The organism is Bhargavaea ullalensis (genome assembly GCF_042432615.1).
In the GTDB taxonomy this organism is placed as follows: Bacteria; Bacillota; Bacilli; order Bacillales_A; family Planococcaceae; genus Bhargavaea; species Bhargavaea ullalensis.
Window position 1 is genome coordinate 1 of the sequence record NZ_JBHLWY010000020.1, and the last position, 14,643, is coordinate 14,643.

Here is a 14,643-nt window from a genome sequence, read left to right on the forward strand (position 1 = left end):
AAATATCCACTAAAATGACAAAACGACCCCAAAAGATTTCTTTTGGGTCCGTTTTGTCTACAGTCTGACCGCCGGACAAGCCGTCCGGCGGTTTTTCAATTTTTTAGAGGGATGATGATCAAAAGCGACACACTCGAACGCGAAAGCGTCTCACTCGGGCGGCAAAGCGTCTCACTCGCGCGCCTTTGCGTCTCACTCGCCCTTTATCCAGCAAAAGACGATGCCCCGCAGGCATCGCCTTTCCACTAAATTAGTTCACCTTCCTTGCCCCTTCCCAGAACATCTCCCGCAGTTTGAACTTCTGGAGTTTCCCCGTTGCGGTTTTTGGGAGTTCATCGACGATCTCCACCGACTTCGGTGCCTTGAAGTGGGCCATGTTGTCCCGGCAGTAGGTGATGATGTCGGCTTCTGTGACGCTCTGCCCGTCTTTCAGCACAACAATCGCTTTCGGCACTTCGCCCCACTTCTCGTCGGGCACCGCAATGACGGCCGCTTCGACGATTGATGGGTGGCGGTAAAGCACGCCTTCGATCTCGGTCGATGAGATGTTCTCGCCGCCGGAAATGATCATGTCTTTCGCCCGGTCCCGGATTTCGACGTAGCCGTCCGGGTGGGTGACGGCGAGGTCGCCCGTATGGAACCAGCCGCCCCGCATCGCCTCTTCCGTCTTCTCCGGATCCTTGTAATAGCCGTCCATGACGACGTTGCCCCGGGTGATGATCTCGCCGAGCTCCTGGCCGTCCCACTCGACTTCCGTGCCGTCTTCGCGGACAACTTTCGTCTCGCCGTTGAAGGCGAGTTCGATCCCTTGGCGCGCCTTGATCACCGCCTGCTCGTCGGCCGTCTTGCCGTCGAATTCTCGCTTCCATTCGCTGTACAGGATAAACGGCGACGTCTCAGTCAGGCCGTACACGTGCATCATGTTGAGGCCGAGCAGGTCCTGCGCACGTCCGATGAGTGCAGCGGCCGGCGGCGATCCGGCCGTCGCCATGCGCGGATTCACGGAGAGTTCCACTTCCTGCGCTTTCGGTTCGTTGACGAGCATGTTGACGACGGTCGGCGCGCCGCAGAGCAGGCTGATCTTCCTGTCTTCGAACAAGTCGAGGATGACGGACGGGACGACCTTGCGAAGGCATACATGGGTCGCGCCTGTCGCCGTGATCGCCCAGACGCCGCCCCAGCCGTTCGCGTGGAACATCGGAAGCGTGTGCAGGTAAACGTCATCATGATGGACCCCGAGGTGATACATGAAGTTGGCGGCGTTCAGGTAGTTGCCGCGGTGCGTCAGCATGACGCCCTTCGGCCTCGACGTCGTGCCGCTCGTGTAATTGAGTGTCAGAAGCTGATTTTCGTCGATCTCCGCGTACGGAACAGGCGCATCCTCCGGAATTTCCCGGATGAACGTTTCATAATCGACCGCAGCCAGTCCATTCGTCTCGCCTTCCACTTCAACGACGATGATCTTCTCGAGCGAAAGCCGGTCCCGGATCTCCTCGATCGGCGCGCTGAACTCCTCATCGACGATGAGCATCTTGGCGTCGCTGTGATTAATGATGTATTCCATGTCTGATGCGGTGATCCGGTAGTTGAGCGGCACCATGACCGCGCCCATCTGACAGATGCCGTAGAAGCACTCAAGCATGTAGTGGGTGTTCGGCAGCATGACCGCCACGTGGTCCCCTTCGCGGATCCCCGCCTCTTGAAGGGCAACCGACAGCCGGTCCGCCCTCTCCCCGAATTCCTTGTAAGTGAATTCCTTGTCTCCGTCGATCACGACGACCTTCTCCGGGTAATACTTCAGCGCCCTGCGCTTCCAGTCCATCGGTGTCAATGCAGCAAACATGTCCCCGTCTCCCTTCGAATTCGTCTATACTATTTGAATAGCATAACAATATAGGATCAAAATCGCTACAGCAGATAATCAATCTTTGACTCCAAAAAGAATACCCGGCCGGCGCGCAGAGCAAAGCCGTCGGGTATGCGGATTTTATTCAAATCAGGAGCAGGTACAGGCCCATCAGCAAGAAAGAAAGGACGGCGATGCATAGGCTGTACGCGTTCGACGAATGACGGACGGCTTCGGGGTAAATCTCCTTCACGGCGACCCTGTAGATCATGCCGACCGAAAGACTGATCAAAAAAGCGGACAGTCTTTCGTTTCCCAATCCCAGCAATTCGCCAAAAACAGCCCCTGCCCCGACTGGTAAAGCGATCAGAGTGGAAATGACGAACATCGGCCCAACTTTTAAACCGGCTGCAAACAGAGGCATGAATAAAATCATGCCCTCCGGGATGTTGTGTAGCACGAGTGTCTTCATCAATGCGGAACTCATATCAACGTGATCGCCGCTCCCCATCATGATCCCGAGCGGAAAGTTATGGACGGCAATGGCCGCCATCAATAAAATCCCCGGCCTGATCGTTGTCTGAACGGATGGCGAAGAGGTAAAACGGAATATCAGATGAATCCACCAAAACAGGGTGACGCCGGCAAGAAAACCTGCGGCCACGACCGTCCAGCCGCCATCCCGCAGAACCTCCGGAATGATTTCAAAGCCGATCAACCCTAAAATGGCGCCGGTGCAAATTGCATACACCATTCCCGTGCTTTTTGGATTTTCATTCATCAGGAGAGAAATCAATCCGCCGATCCCCACTCCGAGGAAAGTGGATGCAAAGCCGATGACCCAGATGGGAACCATGGATTCCTTCCTTCGATGAGTGATGGTCATTTGTATGTATTCGGATTAGAAGCTATGTTGATTTGGAAACGGTTATGCAAGTCACTGCGGTTTACAGTTTTGCCGACGCACGGCCGCGGGGGTTAAACGTCTCGCTCAAAGGGAACTTCTACAGTGGAACACGCCGGATCAACATAGAGGAGGAAACCCTTATGAGCTCCATTGAATCCATCAAAGAATCCATATTCACCGACGCATTCAGAAAGAACCCCTACCCTGCGTACGCGGCCCTTCGCGAAGAAGAGCCGGTGTTCCGGAAGCTGCTGCCGGACGGCAATCAGGCGTGGTTTATCACGAGGTACGAGGATGCCATCGAAGCGCTGAGGGAACCGAGGTTCATCAAGGACTTTTCGAAGTTATCCGGAGGCTCTCCCGAATACAAAAGCGTGCTTCACGCAGAACATGCTGTTTGCGGACATGCCGGAGCATAAGCGGCTTCGGAATCTCGTGTCGAGCGCATTCACCCCGAAGATGATCAACGGCATGCGGGACCGCATCCAGGAAATCGCCGATGAGCTGCTCGATGAGATGGAGGGAAAAGAACGCGTCGACCTGATCGATGAATTCGCCTTCCCGCTCCCGATCATCGTCATCTGCGAAATCCTCGGCATTCCCGCAGAAGACCGGGACAATTTCCGGATCTGGTCCAACGCCATGATCGAGGGTTCGGGCGGAGACTACGCCGGCGATATCGGACAGCATATGCAGGCGTTCGTGGAGTATCTCGGGAAGCGGTTCGCGATGCTGAGGGAGCATCCTGCCGACGACCTGATCAGCCGGCTCATCATCGCCGAAGAAGAAGGCGACCGGCTGACCGAGCAGGAGCTGTACGGCGTCGTCTCGCTGCTCATCATCGCCGGCCATGAAACGACGGTGAACCTCATCAGCAACGGCGTCATGACGTTGTTGCAGCACCCGGACCAGCTAAAGCTGCTGAAGGAACAGCCGGACCTGATCAAGAAGGCGGTCGAGGAAATCCTCCGCTTTGAGGGGCCCGTCGAGTTCAGCACGTCCAGATGGGCCGGTGAGGATTTGGAGTTCAAGGGACAGCTGATGAAGAAAGGCGACCTCGTCATCATCATTCTGAACTCTGCCGACCATGACCCGGAAAAGTTCGACGATCCGGAAGTCTTTGACATCACGAGGAAGAAAAGCGTCCACCTCGCATTCGGATTCGGCATCCACACCTGCCTCGGCGCCCCGCTTGCCCGCCTGGAAGGCGAAATTGCCATCAGCTCATTCTTCAACCGCTTTCCGGAGAGCCGCCTGGGGACAGCCCCGGACGAGTTGGAGTGGCGGCCGGGCATGATCGTGAGGGGCGTGAAGGAACTGCCGGTGATCCTGTGAAAGCGGAATGTATGCGATAACCAGCACCCGTCGGGACGGGTGCTTTTTATTTCCAAATGAAAAAGGCGTGACAAGTCATTATGCGCCTACAAATCCAGTGTCTTCTTAAAGACATAGCTGACCTTGTCATATCCCATTTTTTCTTCGTAGAACCGATGGGCGTCGGTTCGCTGCAGTCCCGACGACAAGGCAACACTTTGATAGCCGTTATTTTCTGCCCAGTCATGCACATAGGAAAGAAGCTTTTCGCCGTACCCGGTTGAGCGTCTGGTTTCATCCGTCACCAAGTCACATACCCATACGAATCGCCCGTAATAAAGAGTGATCATCGGCTTGAATCCGGTAACCGCCACGAGATTCCCCTGATCATACAGCGCAAACAATCTGTACATGTCCCTCTGCATCGCCTCTGTCACCAGGCCAAGATAAGTTTCTTCATCAAGATGCGTGCGCAATTGATTCATTACGGGAAACGCTTCTAGTATTTCTTTGTCGGTTTTGAGTTCACGGATTGACAGTGTGTCCATTGAGAGTCCTCCTTTTCACCTTATGTCTCCCCGGCATTCCAGCCTGGCGAACCTTGCAGTTGTCCCGGTTCTTTACTGTTTATTCGGGAAAAGCTTATTCCCGATCATGCTTCCGATCCACGCTGAGACTCCAGCCACCACGACCGTAATAAAAAAGTTGGTATCAGGTACAAGAAAATAATAAAGAAACATGATCACCCCTACAAATACACCGGTAAACAGAGCCGTCCCAACACTCCCTTTTTCCATATCTGTCACCTCAATTTCACAGTAATCTTTCTTGCTTGGTCAGTCGCGCGAAGAAATTGTATCGAGCCTTACATTAATGCCAATCAAACGGTGTGTACTCCGTTACTTCCCATTTCAAATTCTCGGAGAGCAAGATCATCTCGACCGCGTTTATATAATCATCTGTAATCCGGTATCGATTGGAACCGATCATCACGCTGTTCCCATCAAAGCCCATATTGTAGGTTCCCTGGTCAGTTTCAAACACCATCGTGCTGGTGATGAGTGGCAGTTCATGCGTCGAGATCTCCTTCATTTTCATTTGGATCGTCAAAAACCTTTCGATCAATTTCTCGCTGTTGATTTCTGTATGAACAGATTTTGTCATATACGGAATGTCACTATAAACCGAAATTCGCTCAACTTGTTTATTTTCACCGATGAGGTCTGCGATCAATTCTTCATAAGTTGTTTTCTTGGAATGGTCATATAGGTAGTAGCCGACAGTAAGAACCAGGACTATGGCCAGAGCCGCAATCCTCTTTTTATCCATGCGCCCATCCCCCTTACTTATTTTCCTGCTCCCCCTTGGAACACTCCGTAAGCGACAATTCCCAGCATCAGGCCCGCTCCGGATCCTAATGCGATGGCGAATACTCGGGAAACCGGTTCCAGGAATATCCCCAAAAGCACACCGGCCGCAGTGCCGATCATCATTCCAAACGGGATGAGCATGGTGATCCAATCTTTTCTTTTCATCTTGGTGCAGCCCCTTCCCGGAATTTCATCGTATGTCCTTCCTATCCCACACCCTACACAATCTCTGTTTCGCTCCCCGCTCATCGGGAAGACTAGCATTGTAGACAAATCCAACAGGAGGTCGATCCAATGCCACACAAACAGCACCAGGAACTTCTCAGCGTACTCCATGAATGCATGGAAGCCTGCAATCACTGCTTTGACGCCTGCCTAAAAGAAGAAGACGTCAAGATGATGGCCGAGTGTATCCGGCTCGACCGCGAATGTGCGGACATGTGCAGCTATCTGGAATCCGCCATTTCCCGCAATTCCCCGTTCGTCGCACAGCTCGCCAAAGTATGCGCAGAAATCTGCGAAGCCTGCGGCAATGAATGCAAAAAACACGACCATGAACACTGCCAGAAGTGTGCGGAAGCCTGCATGAAATGTGCAGAGGCATGCCGGAATGCAGCTGCCTGATACGTATGTGGACTGGGAAAGCTCCTGGACAGGGGGCTTTCTTTTTTTGGCCAGCTTTGTCGGTGAGCTGAAACCTATTAAAGGGTCAAATCGTAAAGAGTAACAGTTAAAAAATCAGATATGTAAATACACACATGAAAGGGTTTGACTTTATGGAACTTCCACTATTCGCCTCATTGTTGGTAAATATTGGACTGCTGCTTATCGTCTTCGGTCAGTCCAAGAGAATCAAGATCTTGCAGGCAGAGAAAAAACGAGCCCTGCCCTATGAAAAAGATCAAGAGCTGATCAAATTGGTAAGAGAAAAAATCGATACCGTCGGCGACGTTAAAACCGTGAAATTCTTGAGAGAGACAAGAGGCATGTCGATGATTGATGCCAAGCATTTCGTGGATTCGGTGAAAAGTCAATAACATGCACCCAGTACGCTCTTGTTATTGGGCTCCATCATCTTGATACATTCCGGTCTCATTCACCTTCCCCTATTTTACGAGTAACTGTTGGAATAGTTTCGCAGATTAACAGTCGAAACAATCGGGCTGTGAGTGCAACTGACCTCTAGTTACACTCACAGCCTTTCCGATGACACTCGGGTCCCTTCCGATTACACTCGGCCCCTTTCCGATGACACTCGCGCCCCTTCAGATTACACTCGGCATTAAAGTTGTATGATCGGATCTCGCCCCTGGCCCCCTCGAAGATCCGCTAAGTCCGCTGTTTACTTGCGAGTACGGTAAATTCCCATGGGAGGTTTTTGCCGTTCCATCCCCTGTGCTCTGTAAATTCTTCGATCCTGAAACCAGACCGGATGATCGCATTAATGATTTCACTGAGTGTAAAGTTCGTGCCTTCTCCTTCGGGGTTCCATCCCTCTTTTCCCAAAACTCATATGCCCGATATTCCCAAGCCCTTTTATTAGTGTTGCTCTGGTGGTTCATCCAAACTCCTCCCAGTCGTCAATCGGCCCCTTGGTCCTCTTCTCGGACTTTATGAACGGGCCGCCATCAGTCCTTCGCCGCCTGCTCGCCAAACAACGCCCGGTAGCGGTCTTCAGCTCCAAGGACGATCTTTTCCCAGTCGAGCACCGCGATGCCGCGGCCGTCAAGCGCGAGGAAAAGGCGGTTGATGGAAGCGTCGCCCGGCGTGACGGTGAGTTTGGCACCGGTCTTTTCCGTGATTGGAATTCCGGCGAGCCGGAGTGCCGTTTCTGCGGCTTCCGGATCGTCAACTGTCAGAACATAGAAGGTCTGCTCGAGTGTTTTTAGATTTTCTTTCAGCAGCCGTCCGTCTTTCAGGAACAGCACGTCTCCGGTGACCCGGTCGATCTCGGCCAGGTTATGGGACGACAGGAGGATGGCTGTTCCCTCCTCCTTTAATTCGAGCAGCAAGTTGCGGACCTTGATGGCGTTTGTCGGGTCCAGTCCGTTCAACGGTTCATCGAGGATGAGGAGCTTCGGTTTGTTCACGACTGCCATTGTCAGGAGAAGCTGCTGCTTCATCCCGAGTGAGTAGTTCGAAACCTTCTTGTCGAGATAACCGGCCGTCCCGATCCGTTCGGCGGCGGCCAGGATGTCGTCCTTGTCCAGTTGCTGGACAGCGGCAATGAACTGCAGGTGGTCGTAGCCGGTCAGGTATTCGTACAGCACCGTGTTGTCTTGCATGTAGGAGAACTTCCTGAACATGTCCGGCTCCCGGTTCGGCCGGCCGAGGACGGTCACCTCTCCCCGGTCGGGTTTGACGAGGTTTGCGATGATGTTCAGGAGTGTGGACTTTCCGGATCCGTTCGGACCGACCAAAGCGAGGATCCCCGGCTCCTTGATCGTAAAGGTGATGTCATGAAGCACGTCCTGCTTCCCGTATGATTTGCTGATCCCTTCCACTGATAACATCATTTCTCTTCACTCCCTTCTATCCGCGTCTCAACCGAAATCCGACTCGAAGGGTCAGATAGCCGGCGAGGAGCAGAAACAGAATGCCGGCGGAAAGAACCCATGTGCCTGTCCAAAAACTGATCTCCGGAACATCCAGCCGGGCCGCCAATTCGCCGTTCAAAATATCACCGATTTTCAAGTAAGTGAATGGGATGTAGGCAGCTGCTTCAGGCCAGATGCTCCGCCCCGCATAGTAGCCGGCCGCGGAAAGAATTGCCGCTGCTGCAAAGACGACAGCGGAATGCCGGGTGAAGACGGAGATAAACAGCGCCAGCGCGATCAGGAAGATGAGGACCAACACAGACAACACCAGTCCCTGGACCGCGTAATCACCGAGCGGCAGAAATTCAAATCCCTTGCTGCCCGACAGCATGCCCGTATAATCCTCTCGGGCCGAAACCTTCTCCGGCACATACCTGAGAATCGGGTACATCCAGTCGCCGAACCCCCGAAACACAGTGCCGAGGATCAGGAGTATTCCAAAGATGCCCGCCATCGCCACAGACGATGCCGCGATGCCGTTCACCGCTTTCCCGAGAAACACCGAACGGGACCAGACCGGCTGCGTCAGCAGGAGATCCATGGTCCGCCGCTTTCCGCGCTCGGCGGCCATTCCGGTGCCAAACAGGAAGACGAACAGCAGGATCGGAATCAGATAAAGCCCTGAGGAAAATACATGATAAAGCGAGAAAAGTCCTCCTGCGTCGACTTTCTGGTTTTCCTCCATCCACTGCTTTCGCTCCTTCTCCCAGTCGCCCCAGCTGTCATACATGGACACGGCGATCTCCCCCGAGAAGACCGGTTTGATGTCATGCCGGATCATCCATTCCTTTTCCGCGAACGTGACATCCTCGTTGAATCGTCCAAACCAGATTCCCTGGCCGATGTTCGAGGAGTTGTAGACGTCCCCGATGACCATCCGGTATTTGGCGTACACCGTGTAGAGCTGGTCCGCATGAAAACGACGCCAGTCCCGCTCTTCATATGCAGAAATTTTATCTAGTTCAACCGACGAACGGACTTCTGCCATTCGGGCCGTCTGTAGCATATCTTCCGCTTGCTCCTCGTCAACCCCCATCATTTGATCACCGAACTCCTGCATTTCACGTTTTCCGATTTCGATGACTTCCTCAGAATTGCTCTTCAACTGGTCTGCAAACTCGAGATCTGATTGTGCATATTCCTTCACCCGCTCGAAATACTCGGCTTGATGATCTCTTGCTGATTCGTAGAGGAGAAAGTACCCGCCCAGCACTGCCAAAAGAAACAAAACAATCGACTGGCCAAACAGCCCTTGGCGTACCGTCTTCCGCCATTCAAAAAGCGCCATCCGCCCGGTTCTCCAACTGTTTTTTGGAGATTCTCCGCCCGCAAACCTCGGTTTGGATGCCGACTTGCTTTCCGTCCGATTTTCCGGCAATAACACTGCCAATGCCAAGAGGAGAATGGTTGCCGCAAGAGTGGCCGCGATCAGTTGCCAGTCCCCTGAATTCGGAATCAAATCCGTCAATTCAGCCCAATGCAGCATCCTGAACGGATTCTTTATAGATGGGAACAGACCGGAAAGCACATAGCCGGCCAAGCCGAGAAAAAAGACGAATGCCAGTCCGCTGAATGACTTTGCAAAACGGGTTCCCGCTGCAAGCATCAGGGCAAACAGGAAAACCGCCCCGCAGATGAAATACATCAATCCCCGCACCAGCCAGAACAGCACCGACTCAATGGCAAAGCTTTCTCCGCCGTGCAACACGACCGGATACTGCCATGCCGGCAGCCCTCCCCCTGCAACAAGCGGAATGAGCAGTCCTGACCCGATCACGGTCACGCCATATAAGACCAGCACGATCAGCAAAACTCCGAACTTTGAGAGCACGACCGACATTCGGGTCACCGGCTCTGTCCGGATGAGACGCCATGTCCCCTGCTCCCGGTCGGAAATCTCGATCGCCCCGAAAAGCAGGATAAGGACAACCAGCCCCGGCAAGCCAAAGAAAATTCGGACCGTTTCACTTAAAAACAGGTGCGGGGTGAGCGGATGCCGCTCGTCTTCGTATGCAAGTCCGTGAGTGACCAGCCATGCCGACTTCGCTTCGACAAGCTCAAGATTCTCTCCCGATAACGCATTAAAGAAGCCGCCTTTCTCCGAATAATTTCGGACTTCACGGGCAAAGGTCTGCTCGGCAGCTGGGTATTCCTTCCAGTTTGCATAATAGATGACGTCACGCCACTCATATAAGGCCTGAGACAATTTGCTGAGAGCTTCCTGGCGGCTCGACAGCTCGGGAGGCACTTCTCCATCCCCTGCATCTTCCTGCTCCTGCTTCAAATGCTCCCCTTCCACCGCGACGTCGGATCGGTATACGTCCGTTTGGTCGAACGCTTCTTCTTTCCAGTCTTCCTGACTCATCGTGTTCAATATGTATAAAAGTCCCGTTCCGACCAACACCGCCAGAAGCAGGACCAGCAACTTGCGCTGGCGCCGTATTTTCTTCCATTCAAACCTCAGCACATTCGGACTCCCCCACCCCTATTAATGTATGAATAAGTCATTCAACAAAACCACAAGGGAATCCTGCTTTTAATTTCCTTTTCTCACAGTGGAAGACGAAACTGAAAAAGAGAGATGCGAGTGCATCCCCCTCTGAGTTACAGTTTGTAGACGTGTTGCTGATCCGGCTCAATCCTCTATGACCGCTTTCCCTTCTTCCCGCAGTTTTTGCAGCGAGGTGACCATATGATTGATCTGCTCGTCGGAATGCCGTCCCCACGCTCCCAGTTCCGCCACAATCTTCAGCGGAGACTTGGATCGGTAGGAACGGGTCGGATTGCCGGGGAACCGTTTGTCGGTGACGTTCGGATCGTTCTCGAATTCGCCCAGCGGCTCGACGATGTAAATTCTTTCTTTCGCTTCGGATGCAGCCAGTTCGGCTCCCCACTTGGCCGCGTCCAATGTGGCGGTGAAGTAGATATGGTTTGATTTCTTGTCCTGGTAGTTCGATCGGTACAACGGCTCCAGCAAATCACCGATCTTCAATTCCGCTTTCGTCCCGTGGAAGAAAGGACCGCGGTCCAATACGTCTCTTTGATCATCCATGCGCATCCGCCTCTCCAACTCATTATTCTTTTCCGTACGAACAGCACTTTCTGCAAGCAACTGCTCCTATCGCTCCGCCTTCGCCTTCAGCAAATAAACGACTTCATATGGCTTGATTTCGTTCAGATGACCATCCGGGTCTTCATAGAATTCCGGTGTCAGTGTCCGCATGCTGGTTTTATTTGAATAGCAAATATCCCCCAACACTCTTTCTTCTCCGTTCCATTCTTCACTGCCTGTGAAAGGTCCTGACATGCTGGACAATTTGTCCAACTCGTTCGCTTCCATGTCAATATTGATGGAAGATCCCGTGTTTCCCCCGCTTTGAATGCCGAGATAAAAGACATTTTTCTCTTCGATGGCGGCGTTTCCGAAAATGATGGTGCCGTTCTGCTCGGCGGGTCCTCCCAGTTGGGCGAGATGTTCGTTGACCAGTTGGCCGGATTCATACTTTTCCACCCAGACGGTCACATTCTTGAAATCGGCGTCCAATTTAAAGTCAAACACCATTTGACCGTCCGAAAAAGTAGAAAGAATCGCACTTTCCCTGTCGGACAGATCCGCCGGCTTGACCGTGTTCGTGCCCGCTTGGCTGCAAGACGACAAGACGACCACCAGCACTGCCGCCAGCATCCATGCCGTGATTCTGAAGATCTTTTTGATTCCCCCCGCCCTCCATCCCCTTATTTGGTGTGGCTCAGTCGGCAAACTCCTTCAATAAGATATCCATTTCTTTCTCATCGTAGAAGCCGCCGTCGGAAAGGAACTTTTCAATCTCCACCGTCCCGTCGTCCATGAACTCGACCTCCCACCGCTGCCCCGGAACGGCGATTTCCACCATTACGGCTTCCCTTCTGACCTTGCTTAATCTGTAGAAGATCTTCTTGTCTTCAAGCCTGTTCAGGAAATCCAGAAACCGGTTCATGATTTTCCCCTCCCGCCCCTTTTTTTTCGGTCAGCTCCGAAGGACGATTCCCCTGCCCCCGGGTCCTTCTTCCACGTCGAGCACGAGCAGGTCGGTGTCTGTCAGCTGGGCGTCGATGGCGACTTGGATGCCCTTGATCGTCTGGATGACGTCAAATTCCTGCGGACCGTCAAACGTAATGGAGAATTGGGGGCCGAGTTCACCGCTCTCCACGGTCAGGCGGATTCCCCCCAGTCCTCTCGCTTCCAGAAATTCTTTCAGCAGGACTCTCGCTTCTTCTGTAATCATCATGCCAGGCTCACCTCAACTTTAATTAATATGGATTGTTTTATCGGAGCGGTGTTTCCGCGGTTCCGGCCTGTCTATCGGCTCATTTCAAATACACGCAATCCATCTTTCGGTATGTTAAGCTTATAATAATCATAACCAGAAAAGGGGGAGAAAGTGATGTACACGGTATTTTCAACGTTTGATGTTCCCCCGGAAAAGTCAGAAGAAGTCATTGCCATTTACCAAAACCGTTCCCGCCGCGTCGACCGCGCCGACGGGTTTGTGGATTTCCTGCTTTTGCAGAACGAGCGGCGGCCCGGTGAGCTGACAGTGCAGCTGATCTTTGACTCAAAAGAGAACTACTTGAACTGGGCGCGCAGTGCAGAATTCCGGGAAATCCACGAACTGGAGAAAAATTACCCGGACCAGGAACTGGCCGCCATTGTTCCGAAGATATCGAAATATAAGGTGGTGGCAGGATGAATGCGGAACAGTTTGTCGACCGGGTCACCGATGAGATTTATGCACGGGATCCTGCTCTTTTGGAACGATTCGGCGAGCAGGGAAAAGTGAAATGCCGGGAAGACAACCACCATCACCTGAGGCATCTGCGAACCGCCTATGAATTAAACAACGCCGCCTTTTTCACCGACTATGCCGTCTGGCTGGGCGGAATTCTGACCCGTCACGGCATGAATACCCGGCATTTGCTGGATAACTTTCAGATCATCGAGGACTTGCTGGAACAAGAACCCGAGGACCTGGAAACTGTCCGGTATCGTGAGTATCTCGCAAAAGCCTGCGTGAGGCTGAAGGAGGAGTCAGAGAAAGGGGGAATTTAGGATGGAGCCATTTGAAGCACTTGCTTCCTGCTTGCTGGAAGGCGATGCAGACCAAGCGTGGGCATGCGTGCAGCGTCATCCGGAATTATCCCGGCGGGCCGTTTACCAGGATCTGCTCACTCCGGCCATGCAGCATGTGGGCCATTTGTGGGAGACCAATCAAATTACAGTGGCGGATGAGCATCTGGCCACGGCCACCTGTGATTTCATCCTGTCGAAGTTTGCGTTTGGGCGCAACGAGAAACCGTCCGCAGGCAGGGCGATGTTCCTGTGCCTGGACGGTGAACAGCACTATCTCGGCCTCAAAATGGTCGACAGCCTGTTCAGGGAACAAGGCTGGGAAACAAAATACTTCGGACCGAGCCTGCCACTCGAGTTTGCCCTTCAAACGGCCGAGAGCTGGAAGCCGGATGTCATCGGCCTGTCGGTCAGCATTGTGTATCATTTGCCGAAACTGAAGGAATACGCGGAAGCCTTTGCCGCGCTCCCGAACAAGCCGGTCATTCTGCTTGGCGGGCGCCTGGCCGGACTGTACGATCTTCGTTCGTACATTACCGAACACACTGTCATTCTTCGGGATTTGCCGGAAACCGAAGAATGGCTTGCAGATCATGAGACAGGAGGGTTGAAGAATGGCAGAACTGAATTTGCCCCTCCCCCTTCCGTATTTGAAAATTAACCGGGATGGAACTATCGTGAGCCATTCGTCGCTTGCCGGGGAGCAGTTTGACCTCAGAAGCGGCCGGATTGAATCAATCATTGATGAAGAATCGATCAAAAAGCTGAATCAATTCAGCTGGCTGCCGGAAAAGGAGCCTATCACGCTCGAATTAAACTTGAAAACCAGGGAGAACCCGCTGGCTCTGTTCGATGTTCATCTCCAGTGGGAAGCGGATGAGCATGCCGCCATGGTGTTTGTGCCAAAGGATCCTGCCAACGAACCTTTAACCCAAAAACTCATGGCCATCCAGACCCGGCTGGCCGCCACAGATTTTGCGCTGCTGGAGAAAAAAGAGGAACTGGAACGGGTGCTCCGGCGGTTGGATGAGCGATCCGGCCCCTTTATCCCGCTGACTGACACGGTGTGCATGATTCCGCTGTTCGGTGATATCACAGCGGGGAAAATACGGGTCATCTCCAGAGGGTGCCTTCAATCCGTGTTTGAAGGCGATTACGAGACGGTCCTGTTTGATCTGACGGCCGCCGGAGATGTGGATGCAGCGGGTATCGAGATGTTCATCCAGCTCGTGAAATCGCTGAATCTGATCACCGGACAACCGATTAAATTGGTCGGCATCAAGCCCAATCTGGCAAAAGCGCTGCCCCCTCATCAGCTGGAGCAATGGGTTGAATTCAATCACTCCATCAAAGAGGAGCTCCGCATCCATCTGAATCACTGACTCCCGCTCGGCAGAAGCGCCATTTAAGGCGCCTCTGCCATTTTCGTATGCTTTTTGCGAAGCCGGATGACGTTTCTCTTCCTTAAAAGTTGCAATAAATCTATCAAAAATATCAAATTT

Annotated in this window: 19 protein-coding genes; 8 read left to right on the forward strand and 11 right to left on the reverse strand. The window is 52.9% G+C overall.

The features are described 5' to 3' along the window. Positions 1–250 precede the first annotated feature (250 nt). Both ACFFIY_RS05260 and ACFFIY_RS05265 read right to left on the reverse strand, forming a co-directional pair. Positions 251–1,843 (reverse strand): long-chain-fatty-acid--CoA ligase, encoded by a 1,593-nt coding sequence (locus tag ACFFIY_RS05260; RefSeq protein WP_354199030.1) that lies wholly within the window; start codon positions 1,841–1,843, stop codon positions 251–253. 148 nt (positions 1,844–1,991) lie between these two features. Then, positions 1,992–2,627 (reverse strand): ZIP family metal transporter, encoded by a 636-nt coding sequence (locus tag ACFFIY_RS05265; protein WP_354199032.1) that lies wholly within the window; start codon positions 2,625–2,627, stop codon positions 1,992–1,994. Positions 2,628–2,776: 149 nt separating this feature from the next. Here ACFFIY_RS05265 and ACFFIY_RS05270 point away from each other — a divergent pair, with 149 nt between their 5' ends. Beyond that, positions 2,777–3,172: a hypothetical protein gene (locus ACFFIY_RS05270; protein ID WP_376837200.1), complete on the forward strand. Its 396-nt coding sequence runs from the start codon at positions 2,777–2,779 to the stop codon at positions 3,170–3,172. Further along, positions 3,159–4,088 carry a cytochrome P450 family protein gene (locus ACFFIY_RS05275; protein ID WP_354199036.1) on the forward strand — a complete coding sequence of 310 codons (930 nt, stop codon included), beginning with the start codon at positions 3,159–3,161 and terminating at the stop codon, positions 4,086–4,088. The genes ACFFIY_RS05270 and ACFFIY_RS05275 overlap by 14 nt, the downstream gene beginning before the upstream one ends. A gap of 86 nt (positions 4,089–4,174) precedes the next feature. Here ACFFIY_RS05275 and ACFFIY_RS05280 read toward each other — a convergent pair whose 3' ends face one another. The 3 genes from ACFFIY_RS05280 to ACFFIY_RS05290 form a co-directional block, all read right to left on the reverse strand. After that, positions 4,175–4,615, reverse strand: a complete 441-nt coding sequence (locus tag ACFFIY_RS05280; protein ID WP_354199038.1) for a GNAT family N-acetyltransferase — start codon at positions 4,613–4,615, stop codon at positions 4,175–4,177. Positions 4,616–4,937: 322 nt separating this feature from the next. Further along, positions 4,938–5,396 carry a hypothetical protein gene (locus tag ACFFIY_RS05285; protein ID WP_354199040.1) on the reverse strand — a complete coding sequence of 153 codons (459 nt, stop codon included), beginning with the start codon at positions 5,394–5,396 and terminating at the stop codon, positions 4,938–4,940. Positions 5,397–5,413: 17 nt separating this feature from the next. Further along, entirely contained in the window at positions 5,414–5,602 is a 189-nt protein-coding gene (locus ACFFIY_RS05290; protein ID WP_354199042.1) for a hypothetical protein, read from the reverse strand. A 129-nt stretch (positions 5,603–5,731) separates the two neighbouring features. Here ACFFIY_RS05290 and ACFFIY_RS05295 point away from each other — a divergent pair, with 129 nt between their 5' ends. Then, positions 5,732–6,061 carry a four-helix bundle copper-binding protein gene (locus ACFFIY_RS05295; RefSeq protein WP_354199044.1) on the forward strand — a complete coding sequence of 110 codons (330 nt, stop codon included), beginning with the start codon at positions 5,732–5,734 and terminating at the stop codon, positions 6,059–6,061. Positions 6,062–6,213: 152 nt separating this feature from the next. Then, a complete protein-coding gene (locus ACFFIY_RS05300; protein ID WP_040224747.1) occupies positions 6,214–6,474 on the forward strand; it encodes a hypothetical protein in 261 nt (86 codons plus the stop codon). 591 nt (positions 6,475–7,065) lie between these two features. On the opposite strand, the gene ACFFIY_RS05305 is transcribed toward ACFFIY_RS05300, so the two are convergent. The 6 genes from ACFFIY_RS05305 to ACFFIY_RS05330 all read right to left on the reverse strand — a co-directional run bounded on the left by ACFFIY_RS05305 (position 7,066) and on the right by ACFFIY_RS05330 (position 12,302). Then, complete coding sequence (locus ACFFIY_RS05305; protein ID WP_354199048.1) at positions 7,066–7,953, reverse strand: ABC transporter ATP-binding protein; 888 nt, start codon at positions 7,951–7,953, stop codon at positions 7,066–7,068. Between the two features lie 16 nt (positions 7,954–7,969). Next, positions 7,970–10,501, reverse strand: a complete 2,532-nt coding sequence (locus ACFFIY_RS05310) for an ABC transporter permease subunit (protein ID WP_354199050.1) — start codon at positions 10,499–10,501, stop codon at positions 7,970–7,972. 168 nt (positions 10,502–10,669) lie between these two features. Continuing rightward, on the reverse strand, positions 10,670–11,086 hold the full coding sequence (gene arr / locus ACFFIY_RS05315; protein WP_354199052.1) for an NAD(+)--rifampin ADP-ribosyltransferase: 417 nt from the start codon (positions 11,084–11,086) through the stop codon (positions 10,670–10,672). A gap of 66 nt (positions 11,087–11,152) precedes the next feature. Next, the gene (locus ACFFIY_RS05320; protein ID WP_354199054.1) at positions 11,153–11,719 is read right to left on the reverse strand and encodes a YgaN family protein; all 567 of its coding nucleotides are present in this window, start codon (positions 11,717–11,719) and stop codon (positions 11,153–11,155) included. Positions 11,720–11,783: 64 nt separating this feature from the next. Further along, entirely contained in the window at positions 11,784–12,011 is a 228-nt protein-coding gene (locus ACFFIY_RS05325; RefSeq protein WP_354199056.1) for a hypothetical protein, read from the reverse strand. Between the two features lie 30 nt (positions 12,012–12,041). Beyond that, complete coding sequence (locus tag ACFFIY_RS05330) at positions 12,042–12,302, reverse strand: adhesin (protein ID WP_354199058.1); 261 nt, start codon at positions 12,300–12,302, stop codon at positions 12,042–12,044. Positions 12,303–12,458: 156 nt separating this feature from the next. Between ACFFIY_RS05330 and ACFFIY_RS05335 the strand changes: the two genes are divergently transcribed. From ACFFIY_RS05335 to ACFFIY_RS05350, 4 genes are read left to right on the forward strand one after another with little or no spacing between them, the layout of a single operon-like run. Beyond that, on the forward strand, positions 12,459–12,764 hold the full coding sequence (locus ACFFIY_RS05335; RefSeq protein ID WP_354199060.1) for an antibiotic biosynthesis monooxygenase family protein: 306 nt from the start codon (positions 12,459–12,461) through the stop codon (positions 12,762–12,764). Further along, positions 12,761–13,123, forward strand: coding sequence for a hypothetical protein (locus ACFFIY_RS05340; RefSeq protein ID WP_354199062.1), 363 nt, complete (start codon positions 12,761–12,763; stop codon positions 13,121–13,123). The genes ACFFIY_RS05335 and ACFFIY_RS05340 overlap by 4 nt, the downstream gene beginning before the upstream one ends. Position 13,124: 1 nt before the next feature. Next, complete coding sequence (locus tag ACFFIY_RS05345; RefSeq protein ID WP_354199064.1) at positions 13,125–13,802, forward strand: cobalamin B12-binding domain-containing protein; 678 nt, start codon at positions 13,125–13,127, stop codon at positions 13,800–13,802. Continuing rightward, the gene (locus ACFFIY_RS05350; RefSeq protein WP_354199066.1) at positions 13,756–14,523 is read left to right on the forward strand and encodes an STAS domain-containing protein; all 768 of its coding nucleotides are present in this window, start codon (positions 13,756–13,758) and stop codon (positions 14,521–14,523) included. The genes ACFFIY_RS05345 and ACFFIY_RS05350 overlap by 47 nt, the downstream gene beginning before the upstream one ends. Positions 14,524–14,643 lie beyond the last annotated feature (120 nt).

Bases quoted from the DNA above. Each gene is read 5' to 3' on its own strand.
- ACFFIY_RS05280 (WP_354199038.1), bottom strand. From the start codon at position 4,615: ATGGACACACTGTCAATCCGTGAACTCAAAACCGACAAAGAAATACTA.
- ACFFIY_RS05265 (WP_354199032.1), bottom strand. From the start codon at position 2,627: ATGAATGAAAATCCAAAAAGCACGGGAATGGTGTATGCAATTTGCACC.
- ACFFIY_RS05335 (WP_354199060.1), top strand. From the start codon at position 12,459: ATGTACACGGTATTTTCAACGTTTGATGTTCCCCCGGAAAAGTCAGAA.
- ACFFIY_RS05340 (WP_354199062.1), top strand. From the start codon at position 12,761: ATGAATGCGGAACAGTTTGTCGACCGGGTCACCGATGAGATTTATGCA.
- ACFFIY_RS05330 (WP_354199058.1), bottom strand. From the start codon at position 12,302: ATGATGATTACAGAAGAAGCGAGAGTCCTGCTGAAAGAATTTCTGGAA.
- ACFFIY_RS05320 (WP_354199054.1), bottom strand. From the start codon at position 11,719: ATGCTGGCGGCAGTGCTGGTGGTCGTCTTGTCGTCTTGCAGCCAAGCG.
- ACFFIY_RS05275 (WP_354199036.1), top strand. From the start codon at position 3,159: ATGCCGGAGCATAAGCGGCTTCGGAATCTCGTGTCGAGCGCATTCACC.
- ACFFIY_RS05325 (WP_354199056.1), bottom strand. From the start codon at position 12,011: ATGAACCGGTTTCTGGATTTCCTGAACAGGCTTGAAGACAAGAAGATC.
- arr (WP_354199052.1), bottom strand. From the start codon at position 11,086: ATGGATGATCAAAGAGACGTATTGGACCGCGGTCCTTTCTTCCACGGG.
- ACFFIY_RS05350 (WP_354199066.1), top strand. From the start codon at position 13,756: ATGGCAGAACTGAATTTGCCCCTCCCCCTTCCGTATTTGAAAATTAAC.
- ACFFIY_RS05260 (WP_354199030.1), bottom strand. From the start codon at position 1,843: ATGTTTGCTGCATTGACACCGATGGACTGGAAGCGCAGGGCGCTGAAG.
- ACFFIY_RS05305 (WP_354199048.1), bottom strand. From the start codon at position 7,953: ATGATGTTATCAGTGGAAGGGATCAGCAAATCATACGGGAAGCAGGAC.
- ACFFIY_RS05285 (WP_354199040.1), bottom strand. From the start codon at position 5,396: ATGGATAAAAAGAGGATTGCGGCTCTGGCCATAGTCCTGGTTCTTACT.
- ACFFIY_RS05295 (WP_354199044.1), top strand. From the start codon at position 5,732: ATGCCACACAAACAGCACCAGGAACTTCTCAGCGTACTCCATGAATGC.
- ACFFIY_RS05345 (WP_354199064.1), top strand. From the start codon at position 13,125: ATGGAGCCATTTGAAGCACTTGCTTCCTGCTTGCTGGAAGGCGATGCA.
- ACFFIY_RS05300 (WP_040224747.1), top strand. From the start codon at position 6,214: ATGGAACTTCCACTATTCGCCTCATTGTTGGTAAATATTGGACTGCTG.
- ACFFIY_RS05270 (WP_376837200.1), top strand. From the start codon at position 2,777: ATGCAAGTCACTGCGGTTTACAGTTTTGCCGACGCACGGCCGCGGGGG.
- ACFFIY_RS05290 (WP_354199042.1), bottom strand. From the start codon at position 5,602: ATGAAAAGAAAAGATTGGATCACCATGCTCATCCCGTTTGGAATGATG.